Genomic DNA, 18,528 nt, shown 5'->3' with positions numbered 1-18,528 from the left:
GGGCAGTTGTCAAAAGGGCGAGAGGAGTGTTATGTAAATATCACACGCGCTGTGGGATTTCGTTGACTGAACTACGTCGGTATACCCAGTGCACAATCGTGCATTTGACAGAATCTGCAGATTGGATAATATTACCTGTACATATTGACAACTACAGAGACTTCTATCCAAAGCGAGCAACGATGGACGAGCGTACCACCTTCGAGAACTCGGCCGCCCTGTTTCGCCAGCACGGTGGCATCCTGCGCACATCCGAGGCACTCCGCCTAGGCCTGCACCCGCGCACCTTGTACGCAATGTACGACGCAGGCCTGCTCGTACGCCTCAGCCGGGGCCTCTATCGGCTGGCCGACCTCCCTCCCCTATCCAACCCAGACCTAGTGACCGTAGCACTCAGGGTTCCGCAGGCCGTGATCTGCCTGGTGTCCGCCCTGGCGTTTCACGAACTCACGACTCAGGTACCCCATGTGGTGGATGTTGCCCTGCAAAACCGCTCGGAGCGCCCCCGGCTGGAACATCCTCCCCTGCGCATCTTTTGGTTCTCAGGGCCTGCGTGGAGCGAGGGTGTCCAGATCCATCAGATTGATGAGACGCCCGTTCGCATCTACGGACCAGAGAAAAGCGTGGCCGATGCCTTCAAGTACCGCAGAAAAGTGGGGCTAGACATCGCCATTGAATCCCTGACGCTCTATTGCCGAAGCGGCGCAGCAGACATCACCAGACTTCTACATTTCGCCCGCATCTGCAGGGTCGAGAAGGTGATCACACCCTACCTGGAGGCACTGCTATGACCCGAAATGTGCCTGCATCCATTCACCAACGCCTGCTGAATCGCGCCAAGGCCGAGTCTCGCCCTTTCAACGAGCTGCTGCAGTACTTCGCGTTGGAGCGATTCCTCTACCGTCTGGGGCGCTCTGCCCATCGCCAGCGATTTGTGCTGAAAGGCGCTTTGATGTTCACCGTTTGGCATTCACCATTCTCGCGACCCACCCACGACATCGACCTGCTGGGACGGCTGGACAACTCCGTTGAGAGTGTTCTCGCCGCTATTCGGGAGATCGGCGCCGAGCCAGCCCCAGACGATGGACTGCATTTTGATGCCGAAAGCGCCACCGGAGAAACCATTCTCGAAGCGGGCCGGTATCAGGGAGTGCGTGTACGCTTCGCAGCATACCTCGGCACAGTCCGCATCCCTGTGCAGATTGACGTCGGCTTTGGGGATCCACTCGTGCCGGGCCCAACGCTCGTCCAACTTCCGACGGTACTGGACCTCCCAGCGCCCGAGATGTTGGGGTACAGCCGTGAGAGCGCCATCGCCGAGAAACTCCACGCCATGGTCCACAGAGGCGCCATCAACAGCCGGATGAAGGATTTCTACGATATCTGGCTGTTGGCCTCCCGATTTGATTTCCAGGGGACTACTCTCGCGGATGCGATCGCGAGCACGTTTCAGCAACGGCGCACGGCCATACCCGAGGCTCCCATCGCATTCGGCGCGAAGTTCTCTGGAGATCTGGACAAACAGGCACAGTGGACCGCGTTTCTTCGGCGCACACGAATCCAGGATGCGCCTCGCACGCTTGGCGAAACTATCCAAGTGATCGCAGCATTTCTCGGCCCAGTGCTGGAAGCGCTTTCGCAGGAGCGGATCTTCAACAGCCAGTGGCCTGCTGGCGGCCCTTGGCGTTCCCAGCAGGATGGGCAAGGTCGACCGTCCGAGGATTGATCGCCTCTTGGCTGGCCGACGGGTGGCTGGAGGTGGCTGACCCATCGCGAAAGGCGCGCCGCTATCGCTTATCGGCGAATGATCGGCGGTTTGTCGGCGAAATAACGCCGGAGTAGATCACAGAGCAGTTTACACGCCACCTGTCCTACATGCCTCGTTCGGGCAGCGCGCAGCTAGGCCGCCATGTCCGCCCCCTACCGCCGTATCTCAGACAGGATCTCAACCCCCGTCATGGCCGATTGCCACCCCTGGCCGATCTGCTGTCTGAGGTCTACCAGTTCCTTCCACGCGGTCTTGCGGGCGTTGGCCGTAGGCGCTTCGCTGCGACTGGTCTCTCCGAGAGGCAGGAGCACAGCCACCGGCCTGCCCCGGTAGGTCACCAGGACGGGCGCGGCGATCCCGCACCGCGCGGACGATTTCCGATGCCCGAGCCTTCAGTTCCCGCACGCCGATCCCTTGCATGGACACCCGCACCCAATTTGACAATGGAACGTTTGTTCTATATCATACCCTTGGGTAGGTGCTCTATGGCCAGGACACGCCGCAGCAGGAAACTGCAACAGACCCTCTCCACCATCCAACAGCGCTGGGGGCCGACGGCCATCCGCACCGCAAAGGAATCCGCCGTCGTTCCCGATCCGCCTGCCCTGCCCACAGGCTTCCGCACCGTGGACCAACTCCTCGGCATCGGCGGGCTCCCCAGGGGCCGCATCACCGAACTCATTGCCTCGGGCACTGCCGGGCAGGCGACCCTCGCTGCCAAGACCCTGGCCCAAGCCCAACGACTCGGCCAACAGGTCGCCTGGGTGGACATTGCCCACATGGTGGACCTGGACTTCCTCGCCCGCTGCGGCGTCCGCTTTGACGCTCTCACCATCCTGCGTCCCTGGGACTTCGCCCACGCCCTTGCCATGACCGGCGACCTGCTCCGAGGCGGGGGCATCGGCGCCCTCGTCGTGGACACCGTCGCCGACCTCCTGCCCGGCGAGGAGAACGCCCTGGACATCGCGCTCCGCGAATGGAATCCCGTCTTGAGCCGCGCCCTTTGTGCCTTGATCGTCTTGACCGAAGTGTCCTCTGCGGACGCGTACCCTTCCGGCCTGACCCTCCCCTTCTTCGCCAGCGTGCGCCTCCAGTTCCAGCGCCGGAATTGGCTGTACCGCAGGAACCGCGTGGTGGGGTTCACGTCCAGCGTTGCCGTGCTCAAGAATCGGTTCGGCCCTTCCGGCCGATCGGCCTTGATTCAGGTGCGCTATGCCAATGGCATTCAAACCGGCGATGACTAGACTGGGGTGCGTCTGGATTCCCCACTTCATCGCCCAGGCGATGGGAGAAACCGGCGACGCCCGGCCCCTTCTCGTGGTAGAAGGCGCCCAGGTGCTGGACGCCAGCCCTGACGCCGCGGCCTTGGGGGTTCAGGTCGGCGAGAGGATATCCAAAGCGCTGGCCCGATGTCCCGATGCGCGGGTGGTGCCCCTGGACCGCGCCCGATGCCAGGCCCTTTGGGAGCGTGTCCTGGACGCCCTGGCCCTGCACTCCCCTGCCGTGGAAGAGGCCCGATGGGGCCTGGCCTACCTGGATGCGAGCGGCATGGCAGGGTTGTATGGGAGCGAGGAGGCATGGTGCCAAGCCGTGCGGCAGGAAGTGGAGCACGCCTCGCAGATGCCGGCTCGCATTGGGGTGGCCGGTTCCCGTTTCGCCGCCTGGCTTGCCGCCAAGACCGCGGAATCCGGCGTCGGCGTGGTGGAGCAGGCCGACCGCGCGTTCTTGTCGCCGTTCCCGGTCGCGGAACTGCCGTTGGCGGAGGACACCGTGCGCAGGCTCCACCTGCTGGGCATTCGCACCATCGGAGCGTTCGCCCGTTTGCCTGCCACCTCCGTTGCCGAGCAGTTCGGCCCCGATGCGCTGGAGGCTCACCAATGGGCCAGGGGCATGGACAACCGTCCACTGTCCGGCCAACGCCGCGAGGTGGTGGAGGTGAACCTGGACTTTGACATCCCGGAAACGGGGCGGGAGCCGCTGGCGCAAGCCTTGCTCGCGGCAAGCCAGAAGGCCCTGGCCCGCCTGGGCAAGAGCGGGCTGGCCGTGCGCCGGGTTACATTGCAGGCCCGCCTGGACAAGGGCGAAACCTGGGAACGCACTGCATGGGTAGGCGAAGCCGTGGGGCCAAGCAAACTGCACTCGCTGTTGCAAGGTCTCCTGGCCGGTCTAGGTGGCGATGGGGATGGCATCGCGTCGGTCTCCCTCAAGTTCGCGGGGCTTGAACCTACGGTGGGCAGGCAATTGAACCTGTTCGCCCACGCCGAGGGGCGCACCCGCCTTGAGGAAACCCTTCGGAAACTGGCGCAGAAGCATTCGCCGGGGTGTGTGGTGCGGGCCTGTGTCCGGTCGCCGGGGGCCCTTCTCCTTCGCGACCGCTACGCCCTGGAGGAGGTAGACCCATGACGCCCTTCTGGCCCCACGGTCAAGCCGTGGACATGCAGGCGTCTGGCGATGCGCCTGCTGCCTTCCGCTGGAACCGTCGCAGGCACCGCGTGCAGCATGTGAGCGCCCGCTGGCGCATTCACACCCTCTGGTGGACGGGAGCCGAGGTCTGGCGCGACTACTGGGAGGTTACCACCGATACCGGCCTCCTGTGCGTACTGTTCCACGACCTCTTGAGCGGCGCGTGGTACCTGGAAAGGATTTACGAATGAGCCCGTATGCCGAGCTCCACTGCCACTCGTGCTTCTCGCTGCTGGATGGAGCCTCCACGCCCGAAGCCCTGGTGGAGCGGGCCGCCAAACTGGGAATCCCCGCCCTGGCCCTCACCGACCACGACGGGCTGTACGGCGCGGTGCGGTTCTCCGTGGCGGCACAGGAGCACGGCATCCATCCGGTCTTCGGCGCTGAGGTTACCCTGGAAGGCGGCAGCCACCTGGTGCTCCTGGCCGAGAACCGCACCGGATGGGCCAACCTGTGTGCCCTCATCAGCAAGGCGCAGTTGGGCGGGAGCAAGGGCCAGGCGAGGTTGAAACTCCCCTGGCTCCGAGGCCGCACCGAAGGGCTGATCGCCTTCACCGGTTGCCGCAACGGGCGGGTTCCGTCGCTCCTTCTTGCGGGCGACAGGGACAAGGCCTTGACGGCGCTCCGAACCCTCAAGGCGCTCTTCGGCCCTCGCAACCTGTACGTGGAACTCCAGCACCACCTGCACCGCGAAGACGACGGGGTGAACGCCGACCTGGCGGAACTGGCCGCGACGCTCCATCTCCCCCTCGTCGCCACCCACAACGTCCACTACGCCACCCGCGACGGCCACCGCCTGCACGACGTCCTCGTCGCGGTTCGCCACAACCTGCCGCTGGAGGAAGCCCAGCCGTACCTGCGCCCCAACTCCGAGTACTTTCTCCAATCGCCCGCCGAGATGGCCGCGCGGTTCGCCGCCTATCCCGAAGCCCTGGCCCATACGCTGGAAATCGCCGAGCGGTGCCGCGTGGCCCTGGACTTCCGCCGCGATGCCCTGCCCCCTCAGCCCGACCACGCCGACCCAGACGCCCGCCTGGCCGACCTCTGCCGCGCGGCGCTCCCTGTCCGCTACCTACACAACCGGGGCCAAGCCGAACGGCAACTGGCCCACGAACTCCAGGTGATCCGCCAGACCCGCCTCGCCGGGTACTTCCTCCTGGTGTGGGACATCGTGCGGTTTGCCAGGGATCGGGGCATCCTGGTTCGGGGGCGCGGTTCGGCGGCCAACTCCATCGTGGCGTACCTCCTGGGCATCACCCACGTGGACCCCCTGGAGCATGACCTGCTCTTTGAGCGATTCCTCAGCCCAGAGACCCGCGTCATGCCCGACATTGACCTGGACTTCTGCGCCCGCCGCCGGGAGGAGGTCATCCAGCACATCTACGAGCACTACGGCGAGTCCCACGTCGGGATGGTGTGCACCTACGTTACCTACCAGGAGCGCTCGGCCGCGCGCGATGTGGGCAAGGCGTTGGGGTTTCCGCCCGACCTGCTGGACCGGATCGCCAGGTCCATGCGCGGGCATTGGGGATATGCCGTTACACCGCCCCCGCCCGAAGGCGTCTCTTCCGGCATCTGGCAGGAGTTCCAGGCGCTGTGTCGGCAGATTCACGGCCTGCCCCGCCACTTGAGCATCCATGTGGGTGGGATGTGCATCACCGCCAGGCCGCTGGACGAGATCGTGCCCCTGGAACGAGCCACCATGTCGGGCCGTGTCGTCATCCAGTGGGACAAGGACAGCCTGGAGGACGCCGGCCTCATCAAACTGGACATCCTGTCTCTGCGCACCCTGTCAGCCATAGACGAGTGCCTGCGCCTGGCGGAGCAGCACCGCGGGGTTCGCGTGGACCTGGACGCGCTGCCCCTGGATGACCCCGCAGTGTACGACGCGCTCCAACGCGCCGACACCATCGGGGCGTTCCAGGTGGAGTCCCGCGCCCAACAGCAGGCGCTGGTCAAGATGAAGCCGCGCACCTTCCGTGATCTCGTGGTGGAGGTCGCCATCATCCGCCCCGGGCCGCTCCAGGGCAACATGGTGCATCCCTTCTTCCGCCGCAGGCAGGGCCTGGAGCCGGTAACCTATGCCCACCCCATGTTGAAGCCCATCCTGGAGGAGACGCTGGGGGTGATCGTGTTCCAGGAGCAGGTGATCAAGGTGGCGATGGCCATGGGGCGGTTCTCCGCGGGCGAGGCGGACCTCTTGCGCCGCGCCATGTCCCGCCACCGCTCCGACGAGGAGATGGCGGCCTTCCGCGAGCGGTTCGTCCAGGGCGCGCTGAGCCAGGGCGTGCCCCAGGAGACCGCCGAGGCGGTGTTCGCCCAACTGGCGGGGTTTGCCTCGTACGGCTTCTGCAAGAGCCACGCCGCGGCCTTCGCCAAGACCGCCTACGACACGTTGTACCTCCGCGCCCACTACCCCGCCGAGTTCTACTGCGCTCTGCTCAACAACCAGCCCATGGGGTTCTACCCGCCTCGCGTCCTCATCGGCGATGCCAGGCGGCATGGGGTGCGCGTGCTCCCGGTCCACGTGAACCGAAGCGCCGACCGCTGCACCGTGGAGGGCGGGGCCATTCGGTTGGGGCTCGTGTACGTGGGCGGTCTGGGCGAGGCTGCCATCGCGCGGGTGCTCCAGGCGCGGCGGGAGGGTGCGTTCGCAACCCTGGCCGACTTCTGCCGTCGAACCCGCCTGCCTCGCAAACTGGTGGAGAACCTTATCCTGGCCGGCGGAATGGACGAGTGGAACCCCGACCGCCGGGCGCTCCTGTGGGAACTGGGACGGCTGCGCTACCGGGAGGAGGCGTTGCCCATGCCACTGGCCGCCGATGGCGTGGCGCTGGAGCCCATGACGCGGGCAGAGGATATGTTGGCAGAGTATGGCATCACGGGGCTATCCGCGGAGGGGCATTTGATGGAACTGTTCCGCGAACGGCTGAGCGGCGCGGGGGTGCTCACGAGCCGCGACCTGGAGCGCATGCCGGAGGGGAGCCGCGTTCGTGTGGCCGGGATGGTCGTCGTGCGCCAGGCCCCGCCCACGGCCAAGGGGTTCGTGTTCCTGACGCTGGAGGACGAGTGGGGCCTCATCAACGTCATCGTGCGGCCCGATGTGTTCCAGGCTCACCGCGCCGCCTGGGCCGACAGCCTGGTGCTCGTGGTGGACGGCACGGTACAACGCTCCGCCAGCGCGGTCAACGTGCTGGCGGAGGGGGTGGGGCCGGGACTCCCTTGGCGCAACGACGCAACCTTGCGGCCAAGCCAGCCTTGGCTCCCCAACGTGACCACCTGAAGTCAGAGGGGCACGGAGGCGTAGCACGAAGCGCGGACGGCGAGGGAATTGAGCCAAGCGGGGTCTTCCCGACGAGGGGTTTGAGCGCATCTCAAGGCAGCGGGCCGATCGTCATCACCTCACCATTCCCCTCACCTCCGCCGTGCCGCGCCCACGGATGACCACGCGCGGCGCCCATGCCGGAAACAGGCCGGAGATGTCTGCGACGACCGCCACTTCCACCTGGCGCAGCGCCTGATTCACCGCAATGCCAGCAACATGCGCGGCGATGCCGTTCCGCGCGAGGTAACCCGTGTTGGCCGAGACGTACCGCCGGGCCACCTCCAGGGCCGATGGGAGCAACAGCACCTCTCCAGTCTCGCGGAAATGTGCGACGTCCACCTCTTGCGCGGCAGCCAGCGCTGCAAGGTCCGCCGCCTTGTACAACTCTCCGCGCGCATGCCCCCATCGGCCAATCTCAATGCCCAGCAGGAGCAGCGGAACGAGCAGGATCGCCAGGAACGCCGCAGCCCATGTCAGGGAGTATCCGCGCCGGCCACGCAGGAAGCGCATCACCATCCCTCCTGCTTCCCTTCCGCCTCGCCTGTGACCACCAGCGGCGGCAGACCCATGAACCCCAGGAAGTGCGGCACGTCATACCGCACTCGCACACGGAGCGTTGTGCCAACCACTCCTCCGGGCGCAAGAACACTGACCTGCGCCCCTTGCAGTGCGCCGCTTGCAGCGTAACTGGAGGCAGCCGACATCGCTGCGCCGGCGGCATCCCCCTGGGACACAACACCCATGCGCACGCCATGCCGCGCGGCCTCCTGCGCCACCTGCTGGGCATACACCGCCCAGCCGAACTCCACAATCGTCAGCAGAATCAACACCATCAACGGCAGTGTGACAGCCGCCTCCACCGTCTCCACCCCTCGCTGCTCTCGCAGGAATCGCCTCATACACCCTCCCGCTAGAATCCTAGCCGTCCGGCCAGGCTGCCGATGAACGCGCTCAGCCGACTCCCGAACGCGCCGAACGCGACCACCACGATCACCACGAACAGGGCGATGATCGCCGCCAACTCCGTGGCTTCAATGCCTCTTTGATCCGCCAAGAACCTCTTCATTGTCCTCTCCTCCCATTCAAGATAGGCTTGTCCACATGTAGATCAACGTCCCGATACTGTACACCCACGCGAAGGGGACTCCTTCCCGCTCCAAGCGCTCCTCAGTCGGGCGGAGACTGCGAAAGAACTCGCCCCAGCGTCGACGGTACCGCACCGCCGTCCACGGCAGCGTCACCACCAACACAACCGCGCCTAGGATCAGCACGAACTCCGTCGCAGGGAAAAGCGCAACCAGCGCCATAAGCAGTTTGGCGTCGCCAGCCCCGCCGAGGAGCCCAGTCAGCCATAGAAGGTAAAGCCCCACACAGACAGCGGCCACCAGCCAGTTGCCCTGCACCAATCGCGAGACCAGAGCAACTGCAAGCACCGGCAGCACAAGCGCGTTCGGGATGCGCCGTGTGCGCAGGTCCACCAGCGATACGACGAGCAGCCATGTGCTGATGCCAATCCGCACCGAAACGTCCATCGCTCACTCTACCAGGCTCACGCCGAGAAACGCTACGGCCAACGTGATCTCCCCACTCCTGCGTACCGGGGCGCTCCACACCGTGCCCCGCGTGGCAACAACCGCCACCACGCGGTAGACGCCAGGATCTTCCACCGGAAGCCCCTCGTTGCACCCCTCCACCACATACCGCTTGTCCGCCTCCAGCCGCTCCACGACCTTCCACCCCTCGGCAGGCGCCACATTCCACCGAGGATGGCGCACTTGAATCCCCGGATATCGCCACGCCAGCATATCCCGAACCCACTGCTGCGATGCCTCGCTCAACTCAGCGCGGATGAGAATCGCCTCCACGTCTACGGGATCGGGGACAATCTCCTTATGCGCCACTTGCACCCATTGCCCACCGGCATCGTCCCATTCCACCGCGTACGTTGTGCGCACCACCGGATACGAAACCGCGCGCATACAGATGTCCACACCCCGCCGCTCGCGATCTTGCCCCACCACCAGCGGGTGCAAAGGCCGGTAATACAACTGCACATCCGGCGGTCGGCTCTGAACCGATGGCGGGGCCGGCGAAGGCTGGGGCGGACGCTCCGGCGTCGGCGTGGGCACGCGGGTTAGCCGCACGTTGAGGGTGCAAGTGCCACCGTTCGCGGCTGCCCCTGCGCCAAACGTCGCCGAGTACCCGTCAAATTCCCAACGCTTCTCCACCAGAACCGTCCACGACCGCGAGCAGTCCACGCAGTGATCCGTGGCCCAGACTCCGTCGGCGTCGGTCTGCCCCGAACGCGACTGCTCCGCGCACCCTGACCCGTTGCACTGCACCTGCGTCCAGCGACACCACGCGCCCGAGACCGCGTTACCATCAGCGTCGCGCACCACGACCCGCAGGGCGAACCCAGACCCTCCACCCACATCGCACCCGAAGGATTCCGCGCCTGAACATAGCGCCCCAGCCTCGGCTGCCGGCGGCGCGGGCGTGGAACTCAACCAGGCCAAGCATGCTGCGCAAAACAGCGCAAGCACGGCGGCCACTCTCGTTCTTGAATGCCCCATGTCCTACCTCCTCTCCCTCCACACAAACACCCCGCCATCGCCACCCGCAAACAGCGCGCCATCATGCCAGGCCAGTGCCATGACGGGCCCCGACAGACCGACCTTCTCCCAACGCATTGGGCCCTCGCCGGAAGCAACATCCAGCCGCACAACACCATCGGCCGTTCCCGCAAAGAGTGCCCCATCCCGTTCGTCAAAGACGAGGCTATACACCACTGGATCGCCTGCGTACTTGCCTTCCACCCGTTGCCAGGGGTCAGCATCCGCCTGGAGGAACAGGCCATCGCCTGTCCCCGCCGCTAGCATTCGTCGTCCCTTCCAGGTGAATCCCGTTAGCGCCAGCACCTTGGCACGCGGCCCGTCGACCAGGTGGTGCCACTCGCCCTCGGCGTACAGCCAAACCCCGTCAAATGTCCCGACGTACAATCCCTCCTCCGTGTACAGCAGGCTGAACACAGGCAGCCGCGCGCGGCCAGCAGGAGGCCCGATGAGTTGCCAACCTCCCTCCGGCTCCGACGGGTGCATCCATACCCCCTTCCCTGTGCCTGCGTACAAGGCGTCTCCAACGGCCAGCGACCACACCGTCCAGCGCTGTGAGTCTCCGAACCGGGGCAGTGGCTGCCACATGCCTTCGCGCAGGTCAAGCATGCCCACTTCGTAGGCCTGATCCCGGCCTTCGTAGACCCTGCGCCTCTTGCCATCCACAGCCAGCGCGAAGACAGCACCGGCCCAGGGGGAATCTGACCCCGCGGGTTCGGCGGCCAGGTGCACCAGCCTCCCGTCGGCTTGGAGGATGCTGCTGCCTTGATACGTGCCTAGCACGAGTGAATCTCCCAACACCGCCAGCGATCGCACCGGACGGGCGAAGATCTGCTCCCAGGAAGCGCCAGTCTCCTCGGGGGCTCGCACCATCTGCTGGCGCAGCGCACGATACCCAAGCCAAACCGCTGTCCCTAGCAGAAGCAGGAGGATTAAGTGCCGGATGCGGATCCGTCTCATCGCCGCCCCTCCTTCGGTGGCACAATCGCCACGTACCACGCCATGCGATGTGGAATCGCCAAGTCCGTGACGCCGTATCGCGCGGCCAGATGGCGATAGATGGCCTCCAGCGTCTCCACTGCGAACAGGTCGCCCGACACCGCATCCACCGCATGCCACCTCACCCGCCTGGGCACCAGGCCCGCCTTGACCATCGCCTCCCCATCCAGCGCGAAGACGCACTCCTGAAACCCCTCGCCCAGGCCAACCAGATAGGGGCAAGGCGCATTCCCCATCCGAATCACCTGATCCATTCCTTGATCCTCGCCCGTGGCATCCAACGCCAACTGGTTCAACTTCTGGACGTAGTTCCCGTCGTGCACAGGCAACTTCGCCACAATGTCCGCCCGCTTCAAGGCGATAGCATCGCGCAGCAGCGCTAAGCGTTTGACGCCGCGCGCCCGAGCCTCAAGAGTCCCTTCGCGGATCGCATTCCGAATCCGCTCCCCCACCCACGCGATGATCACGCAAAGCGCCATTAGGCTCAGTACAGTTCCGATCAACAGGCTCGTGTTCCAGTCATTCATCCCAGGTTTCCTCCTCAAGATAGGCTCGCAGGCGCGCAGCCTTCTTCGCCAATCGCGAAAGCACACGGTTCCGCTCATGGAGCGCGCCTCGTATCCGGTTGAACGTGAACAGCACGAAGAGAGCCAGCAGGGGCCAGGGAATACAGACGGGCCCCCGCGCATCTTGTGCTGTGCGCGAGGCAACACGCACAGGGGGCTCGGTAGGCACTGCCACCACCGATGGAGTCGGGCATGGAGGACAGACGCAGATCTGCGGCGTTGCCGTGGGACACGGCGGGCACATGAGCGTGCACGAGGTCGGCGTTGGCCCTACGGTACCCGTTGGCGGCAGTTGCGACTCTGATGGCGTGGCCGTCGCGGTGCAGATCGCAGTTGCCGTGGAGGTCACAGTGGGCACACGCACGGGCCCAATCCAGGGCGATGGAGTGGCCGTTGGGTCGGCCGTGCGAGATGGTGTCGCCGTGGGTGTTGCCGTCTCCGACGCAATCTCGGTCGCAGTCGGCTGGGCAGTCCATGCCCGCGTTGGGCTCGGCATATGAGTGGCCGTTCTGGTGGATGTCGCCGTCGGTGCTTCGGTCCAGGTGGCACTGGGCGTCGGCGTAGCGGTCGCCGTGCAGGTAGCCTCAGCCGTCGGAGTGCCAGTTGCTGTGCATGTTGGCGTTGAGCTGGCTGTCGGCGAGAAAGTCGCCGTCCTTGTGGGCGTTTCCGTTGGACGGCGTGTCGGCGATGCCGTCCTCGTTAGGGTTGCCGTGCCCGTTGGGCTCGCCTCATTCGTCGTCGTCGGCGTGGGCGTCGGCGTCTCGGTCGGGGTGGCGCTCGGAGTCGCCGTGTTGGTCCGAGTAGCCGTGCGCGTCGCCGTGGCTGTCGGAGTGGCCGTGTCGGGTGCTGTCGGCGTATGCGTCGGCGTGGGCGTCGGCGTACCGGTCCGTGTGGCGCTTGGAGTCGCTGTGTTGGCCCGAGTGGCCGTGCGCGTCGCCGTCGGCGTATGCGTTGGCGTAGGCGTCGTCGTCTCGGTCGGAGTGGCGCTCGCAGTGGCCGTGTTCGTCCGAGTGGGCAGCGGCGTCTCGGTCGGTGTGGCGCTCGGAGTGGCCGTGCTGGTCCGAGTGGGCGTGCGCGTCGCTGTCGGCGTATGCGTTGGCGTGGTCGGCGGCGTACCGGTCGGTGTGGCACTCAGGGTCGCCGTGTTGGTCCGAGTGGCCGTGCGCGTCGCTGTCGGCGTATGCGTTGGCGTGGGGGGCGGCGTACCGGTCGGTGTGGCACTCAGGGTCGCCGTGTTGGTCCGAGTAGCCGTGCGCGTCGCCGTGGCTGTCGGAGTGGCCGTGCGGGTTGCCGTCGCCGTTGGCGTAGGCGTTGGCGTAGGCGTCGCCGTCTCCGTAGGGGTTGCGCTCCGAGTAACCGTGGCTATCGGAGTGGCCGTGCGGGTTGCCGTCGCCGTTGGCGTATGCGTCGGCGTCTCGGTCGGTGTGGCGCTCGGAATCGCCGTGTTGATCCGAGTGGCCGTGCGCGTCGCCGTGGCTGTAGGAATGGCCGTGCGGGTTGCCGTCGCTGTATGCGTCGGCGTGGGCGTCGTCGTCTCAGTCGGGGTGGCGCTCGGAGTCGCCGTGGCTGTCGGAGTGGCCGTGCGCGTCGCCGTGGCTGTCGGAGTGGGCTGCGGCGTCTCCGTGGGCGATGGCGTGCTCGTCGCCCCACTGCAGCACGCCCGGTTCGTGATCGCCACGTTCATCCCGTTGGATTCCACCCACAGACTCCCCACCCGCGCCTGTATCGCCCGGGTCGGCGCGCAACGGTACACGTCCACCCGCCAGTATCCGTCTTTGTCTTGCTGCACAGGGATGCCGTCCAGTGATGTGCTCTCCCATGGGCCCGCGGCCTTGGACCCCGCCCAATCCCCCGCTACCACGTCCCAGAAGTAGAACAGCACGGTGCAATCCGTGGCGTTGTTCACAACCCCTTCCGTCGCCACCGACACGTCGCTTGGATATGACCCACCTACAGACGCGGCCTGCCAAGCCAGCATCGCAGCCAGTCCCCATGCAAGCGCCTTCCACAATCCCGAGCCCATCACATCCTCCGAAAGTTTCCGGTACCGGACTCCATCCTCCCGGGAGTCCGGTACCCTCCCTACACCCTAGGGCCTCGCCGGCCCGGGCTCGCGCGGCACTTCCACCTTCGGCCGTGCCACCTTTGGCAGCATGCGCACTACCAACTTCCCCGAACCCTCGCTCGCGAACCCGAAGTTGACCCCCCGTCGGTCCGGTGGCATCGACACCACCACAAACGGCGCGGTCGTGGCGACCAGTCGGCCTCGCCCAACTACGGACACGCGAACGCGATACGTTCCCCTAGGCACGCTCAACTGATACGTGCCGTCCGCCGAGACCTCCGCGCGATACCGACCCGCGATGACCACAACCGGGCCATCCGCATCCACAGGCCCTTCCCCTGCATCCCACACTCCATTGTGATTCCCGTCCAGAAACACGCGGCCTGACACGACCCACATGGGCGCCTGCGCCCCGGCGGGGACGACGCTTCCCATCAGTATGGCTGCGACCAAGATCAGTACGGATACAGTCTTTCTCATGAGTTTCCTCCTTGTGTTGTGCTTTCATTGAAACAGACTCAACATGGACGCCACCATTGGCGCCGCGAGGGTCACCAGATATGGCATCAGGTAGAAGGCCAGGATCGGCAAGATCAACTCCGACCCCACCACTTTCGCCCGCCGCAGCGCCTCCGCGCGATACGCCGTGGACAAATCCCGCGCCAGGCCGTCCAGCAGGTTCTCCACACCCGTTCCCACCCTTTCCATCTCCCCCAACTGGGCCATGAAGGCCACCAGTTCCACCAGCCCCGTCTCTTCCGCGCGTCGCAACAGCACCTCCATCCGCCGCTGCCCACGTGCCTGCGCCAAACCCTCCGCCAACCACCCGGCCACCAATCCCTGCTGCGCTGCAATCCGCTCCAGCGCCTGCTCCACCGACAGCCCTGCCACTACCAGCATGGACAGCCAAAGAGCAATGTCCGGAAGTTCCCGGCGAAAGGCCCGCTCCACTCGCCGCGCCCGGCCCGCCAGCATCATCCCTGGCAACCACCAGCCGAGAAATGTGCCGGCCACCGTGATCCCGATCGGCCGCGACGCCGTGAACAAGAACCCTACCACCGCCCCCGCCAGGCGCAGCCCCACAAAGCTGGCTTCATCCCAACCCAACCAGGCTCCGACCCGGTGCGCCCAGTACAACTGCCTCCTTGCGTCCACCGCCAGGCTGCTGGGCAGGTGTCTCCCCAAGCGGGCAAAGGGGACAAGCACCATCCGCCAGAACGGAAGTCCCCCCTGCGCCAATTGCCGCAGCCCCGCCACTGTCTCATACTGCTCCACACGCACCGACGCGGCGACCGGGAGCATCTCGTACAGGACTGCCACAAGGAATGCTGCCACCAGGAACGCGGCCAAGATCGCCATCTACGCTACCTCCTCCACCATGGACTTCATCGCCCCATACCCCAACACCATCGCCGCCCCACAGAGCAACAGAACGAACTGCCCGAGCAGAGAACGGTAGAAGGTGCCGAACGTGGGGTCGCGAAGGAGTCCCATGGTAACCATCACAAGGAGCACAGGGATCGCCTTGCCCGCCAGCAACGCATCTGCTGCCGATGTCCGCGCCTCTTCCCGAGTCGCAATCAGGTCGCGAATCGTGCCCCCCTTCTTCTCCAGCACCGGAATGAAGTCCCCGCCCACCTGGACGTACAGCCGCAACGCGCCGGCCACCAGGCCCAGCGATGGCGATGGCGAGCGACCCTCCAGAGATCGCAGGGCAGCCTCCGCGCCAAGCGCCCGCATCTCGGCTGCGGTGCGCAGGAACTCCCCTGCCAAGTGGGGCTGCCCGCCAGCCTGGAGCGTCGCTGCCGTCAACCGCAGCGCCTCCGCCAGGTCGGGTTGCACGCGCAGGTTGCCAACCAACAGCGACAGCGCCCCCGGCAGTTCCCTGTCCACCGCAAGCCACCGGGCGCGCTCGCGCGCTGCCAGCCGACTCCGAGGAAGCGTCGCCGCCCAACACCCCAGAGCCGCTGCGACCAGCCACGGAACGCCCATACCCAACGCCACCACGAACACCCCCATACCCAGGCTGGTCATCAACACCAGAAACTCCCCGCCGGACAGGTTCCACCCGGCAGCCTGGAGCCGTTCCTCCAAAGCCTTGCTGGGCGCAATGTCCCCCTCACGGACCTGTCCCGAGATCTGCTCCCACTGCCGCACCCGTTGCAAACGCACGACGCCAGGGCGCAGGAGCAAGGTGTACAGCGCCACCAGAGTTGTGAGTGTGATCAGAATCGCAGCAGGCAACGGTGAAGGCATCCCTACCCCCTCGTATACTCGCCGATACGCTCCCAGGTCGGCTCCCCTGCGTGCGGATTCCACCGGAACAGATCGGTCAGCCGCACGTCCCCACCCTTGAGATCTCGCTCCACCTGCGCGATGCGGCTCACACGGCGGACGCCCGTCGCATCCCACTCCAACTGCACCATCACGTCCACTGCCAGCGCAATCAGCACCTTGATCGCTTCTACCTTCGGAAACTGTCCGCTCTGCAGGCACCGCAGAATCAACGTCTGCACCGCCTCCCATGGTGAGCGGGCGTGGATCGTGGACAACCCCGCGTGGCCCGATATCTGCGTCTGCAGCAACCCGGCCGCCACATCCCCAGCCCGCACTTCCCCCACGATGATCCAATCCGGCGTCATCCGCAGCGCGGCGTTCACCAGATCTAGCGCCCCGACCCCATACTTCCCCTCTATGGACGGCGCCCGCGTCTCCATCGCGACCCAATGCGGCACGTTCAGCCGCAACTCCTGGGTGTCCTCAATGCTCACCACTCGGTCATCCCGCGGGATGAATTCCGACACCATGTTCAACAGCGTCGTCTTCCCCGTCCCCGTGCCGCCGGCGATCAGAACGCTGCAGCGCGCCCCGATGACCTGGCGCAGGAAACCCATCATCTCCTCGTTCAGCGCCCCCCACGACAGCAATCGCTCGGGCGTGATCGGCGACTCCTCAAACAGCCGCACGTTCAGCGCAGGGTACCCCCGCCCGTTCACAATCGGCGGCAGCACCACATGCACCCGCGCCCCCGCAGGCATCCGTTCTGTCCGCGGCAGCCGCGCCGACACGATCGGCTCGGCCTCTGTCGCTCGCCGGCCAAGCGGCCCGAGTATCGCCTGGATCACCCGCCGCACTTCCCCAGGAGATGGGGGATCAAACCCCTCCACGCGACGGAATCGTGCGTCCCCCTTGACCTTCAGGTACAATACCCCGTCCGGACACAGCGCGATCTCGGTGAGGTCGTCCCGCGCCGGTGGTAGGAACTCCTCCAAGAATCCCCACCCCAACAGCACGCGTTCCACCTGGAGGGCCACGGCGTTCTCCTGTGCCGCGCTCAGGCCCAGCCCCGCCTGCTCCGCCCCCTCGCTCACGTGAAACCGTATCCGCTCCCGAATGCGCCCCCGTGTGGCCTCGTCTGGGGCCAAGATCTCCTCGGGCAGGAACTCGCCGGTAACGGCCACGCGAACGGCCTCCGTCAACTCGTCCTGCGCCTGCCCAGACAGCGCGGGCACGGCCACCCGCTCGGCACGCACGCGGTTCAACAACGCACGATTACTCATGCCATCTCCCCATTTCGCTGTCATCCCACCTGGATGCGCGGCAGGCGCCACGCGCGCCGACGGCCTGCCTTGCCGCGTTCGGGCAGCGGGATTAGCGCCTGGGCTAGCCGCGCAATCCCCTCGGCAAACGGCCCACCGCGCACAATCGGCAGCCGGTAGTCCACCTGCTCCTCCCGCACCCATTCATCGTACGGCACCACCCCAACCACCGGCGGACACCAGCCGTCCAACCCTCGCCGAAACACCCCCTCCATGTCCCGCACCGACAACCGCGCTACAGGCGTCATCTTGTTCACCACCAAGCGAACTTTGTCCCGCGAGATGCGGTTGCGCTCGTCAAAGGCCCCGGTAACCAACCTCAGTCCCTCTATCGCCTTGCTCAGGTTGGCGTAGTCGGGCTCTACCACCAGCAGGAGCAGGTTGCACCGGAGCAGCGGTTCAATGGCGGCATCCGAGAAAGTCGGAGGGACGTCCATGAGGATGGCAGGATAGTCGCGGTCCCGGGCGGTCAAAATCAGTTCGCGGATCATCTCCGGCGTAACCTTGGCCGCCTCCACCGCATCATCCGGCGCCAGAAGGACATCAAACCCGTTGTGCTGCTGCAACGAGTGGGCGAACCCCTCTGCCCCAGGCCGCCGAAAGAACGTGAGCATGTTGGGCCGCGGCTCCCGCCCCAGTTGCACCCGCAGGTCGTCAGGGGTATCAAATCCCATCAGCAGCGACGGCCCCACCGTGCGGCACAGTTGATACCACAGGTTCACGGCGATGGTCGTCTTGCCCGGGCCCCCCTTGAACCCGCCGACCGCAATCACCTTCTGCCCGGCCACCGTAGGGCCACGGTGCGGTAGCCCCTCCAGATACGCCGCCCCGGGCTCCAGTTCCCGCCGCCGTTCCCGCTCGGCCAGGCCGATCTCAATCGCCCGCTCCACCACGCGCGCTGGAGAGACCGGCTTGACCGCAACGTCCCACACCCGATCGTGGGCTTGCAGCCGCGCCGCCATCTGTTGCCACTGCACAGGCAGCAGAACAATGGCCGCCGTCTTCTTCAGGGTTCCAAGCAGGGTGAGAAACTCGCGCTCGCCCACATCGCCCACGAGTTCGGCATCCACAATCGCAACCTCCGGCTGGACATCCACAAGGTTCTGACGCAGCACATCCCCCGTCGGCGCA

Annotated in this window: 19 protein-coding genes and 1 pseudogene (1 of these 20 running past the window's edge); 7 read left to right on the top strand and 13 right to left on the bottom strand. The window is 65.9% G+C overall.

Annotation, left to right across the window (positions count from 1 at the left end; all coding sequences use genetic code 11):
- The first annotated feature begins 182 nt into the window (after positions 1 to 182).
- Entirely contained in the window at positions 183 to 791 is a 609-nt protein-coding gene (locus tag H5T65_05820; protein ID MBC7258744.1) for a type IV toxin-antitoxin system AbiEi family antitoxin domain-containing protein, read from the top strand.
- Complete coding sequence (locus H5T65_05815; protein MBC7258743.1) at positions 788 to 1,726, top strand: nucleotidyl transferase AbiEii/AbiGii toxin family protein; 939 nt, start codon at positions 788 to 790, stop codon at positions 1,724 to 1,726. The genes H5T65_05820 and H5T65_05815 overlap by 4 nt, the downstream gene beginning before the upstream one ends.
- Positions 1,727 to 1,920: 194 nt before the next feature.
- On the opposite strand, the gene H5T65_05810 is transcribed toward H5T65_05815, so the two are convergent.
- Positions 1,921 to 2,085, bottom strand: a complete 165-nt coding sequence (locus H5T65_05810) for a hypothetical protein (protein ID MBC7258742.1) — start codon at positions 2,083 to 2,085, stop codon at positions 1,921 to 1,923.
- 168 nt (positions 2,086 to 2,253) lie between these two features.
- On the opposite strand from H5T65_05810, the gene H5T65_05805 reads away from it, so the two are divergent.
- Genes H5T65_05805 through H5T65_05790 form a run of 4 tightly spaced genes read left to right on the top strand, consistent with a single transcriptional unit; the run spans position 2,254 to position 7,514 of the window.
- A complete protein-coding gene (locus H5T65_05805; protein ID MBC7258741.1) occupies positions 2,254 to 3,012 on the top strand; it encodes a hypothetical protein in 759 nt (252 codons plus the stop codon).
- Complete coding sequence (locus tag H5T65_05800; protein ID MBC7258740.1) at positions 3,005 to 4,171, top strand: DNA polymerase Y family protein; 1,167 nt, start codon at positions 3,005 to 3,007, stop codon at positions 4,169 to 4,171. Before H5T65_05805 ends, H5T65_05800 begins: the two co-directional genes overlap by 8 nt.
- Positions 4,168 to 4,422: a hypothetical protein gene (locus tag H5T65_05795; GenBank protein ID MBC7258739.1), complete on the top strand. Its 255-nt coding sequence runs from the start codon at positions 4,168 to 4,170 to the stop codon at positions 4,420 to 4,422. Before H5T65_05800 ends, H5T65_05795 begins: the two co-directional genes overlap by 4 nt.
- Positions 4,419 to 7,514 (top strand): DNA polymerase III subunit alpha, encoded by a 3,096-nt coding sequence (locus H5T65_05790; GenBank protein ID MBC7258738.1) that lies wholly within the window; start codon positions 4,419 to 4,421, stop codon positions 7,512 to 7,514. The genes H5T65_05795 and H5T65_05790 overlap by 4 nt, the downstream gene beginning before the upstream one ends.
- Before the next feature lie 114 nt (positions 7,515 to 7,628).
- Here H5T65_05790 and H5T65_05785 read toward each other — a convergent pair whose 3' ends face one another.
- From H5T65_05785 to H5T65_05755, 7 genes are read right to left on the bottom strand one after another with little or no spacing between them, the layout of a single operon-like run.
- Positions 7,629 to 8,066 carry a hypothetical protein gene (locus H5T65_05785; GenBank protein ID MBC7258737.1) on the bottom strand — a complete coding sequence of 146 codons (438 nt, stop codon included), beginning with the start codon at positions 8,064 to 8,066 and terminating at the stop codon, positions 7,629 to 7,631.
- On the bottom strand, positions 8,066 to 8,455 hold the full coding sequence (locus H5T65_05780) for a pilus assembly protein (protein ID MBC7258736.1): 390 nt from the start codon (positions 8,453 to 8,455) through the stop codon (positions 8,066 to 8,068). The genes H5T65_05785 and H5T65_05780 overlap by 1 nt, the downstream gene beginning before the upstream one ends.
- Before the next feature lie 11 nt (positions 8,456 to 8,466).
- Positions 8,467 to 8,622: a Flp family type IVb pilin gene (locus tag H5T65_05775; GenBank protein ID MBC7258735.1), complete on the bottom strand. Its 156-nt coding sequence runs from the start codon at positions 8,620 to 8,622 to the stop codon at positions 8,467 to 8,469.
- A 16-nt stretch (positions 8,623 to 8,638) separates the two neighbouring features.
- Positions 8,639 to 9,088, bottom strand: a complete 450-nt coding sequence (locus tag H5T65_05770; protein ID MBC7258734.1) for a prepilin peptidase — start codon at positions 9,086 to 9,088, stop codon at positions 8,639 to 8,641.
- Positions 9,089 to 9,091: 3 nt separating this feature from the next.
- Positions 9,092 to 10,129, bottom strand: a complete 1,038-nt coding sequence (locus tag H5T65_05765; protein MBC7258733.1) for a hypothetical protein — start codon at positions 10,127 to 10,129, stop codon at positions 9,092 to 9,094.
- 3 nt (positions 10,130 to 10,132) lie between these two features.
- Complete coding sequence (locus H5T65_05760; protein MBC7258732.1) at positions 10,133 to 11,128, bottom strand: WD40 repeat domain-containing protein; 996 nt, start codon at positions 11,126 to 11,128, stop codon at positions 10,133 to 10,135.
- Entirely contained in the window at positions 11,125 to 11,694 is a 570-nt protein-coding gene (locus H5T65_05755) for a hypothetical protein (protein MBC7258731.1), read from the bottom strand. The genes H5T65_05760 and H5T65_05755 overlap by 4 nt, the downstream gene beginning before the upstream one ends.
- 539 nt (positions 11,695 to 12,233) lie before the next feature.
- On the opposite strand from H5T65_05755, the gene H5T65_05750 reads away from it, so the two are divergent.
- On the top strand, positions 12,234 to 13,607 hold the full coding sequence (locus tag H5T65_05750) for a hypothetical protein (protein MBC7258730.1): 1,374 nt from the start codon (positions 12,234 to 12,236) through the stop codon (positions 13,605 to 13,607).
- Between the two features lie 215 nt (positions 13,608 to 13,822).
- Here the strand turns inward: H5T65_05750 and H5T65_05745 are convergent, their stop codons facing one another.
- The 5 genes and pseudogenes from H5T65_05745 to H5T65_05725 form a co-directional block, all read right to left on the bottom strand.
- Entirely contained in the window at positions 13,823 to 14,278 is a 456-nt protein-coding gene (locus tag H5T65_05745) for a hypothetical protein (protein ID MBC7258729.1), read from the bottom strand.
- 24 nt (positions 14,279 to 14,302) lie between these two features.
- Positions 14,303 to 15,157 carry a hypothetical protein gene (locus H5T65_05740; protein MBC7258728.1) on the bottom strand — a complete coding sequence of 285 codons (855 nt, stop codon included), beginning with the start codon at positions 15,155 to 15,157 and terminating at the stop codon, positions 14,303 to 14,305.
- A complete protein-coding gene (locus tag H5T65_05735) occupies positions 15,158 to 16,054 on the bottom strand; it encodes a hypothetical protein (GenBank protein MBC7258727.1) in 897 nt (298 codons plus the stop codon).
- A gap of 2 nt (positions 16,055 to 16,056) precedes the next feature.
- Positions 16,057 to 17,358 (bottom strand): CpaF family protein, encoded by a 1,302-nt coding sequence (locus H5T65_05730; GenBank protein MBC7258726.1) that lies wholly within the window; start codon positions 17,356 to 17,358, stop codon positions 16,057 to 16,059.
- Between the two features lie 20 nt (positions 17,359 to 17,378).
- A pseudogene (locus tag H5T65_05725) lies at positions 17,379 to 18,528 on the bottom strand (AAA family ATPase); it runs 122 nt beyond the window's last position.

This window comes from Chloroflexota bacterium, from assembly GCA_014360805.1.
GTDB lineage: Bacteria > Chloroflexota > Anaerolineae > DTLA01 > DTLA01 > DTLA01.
Note: the sequence above shows the minus strand (reverse complement) of the source record. Positions and strands in the feature narration are given on the sequence as shown.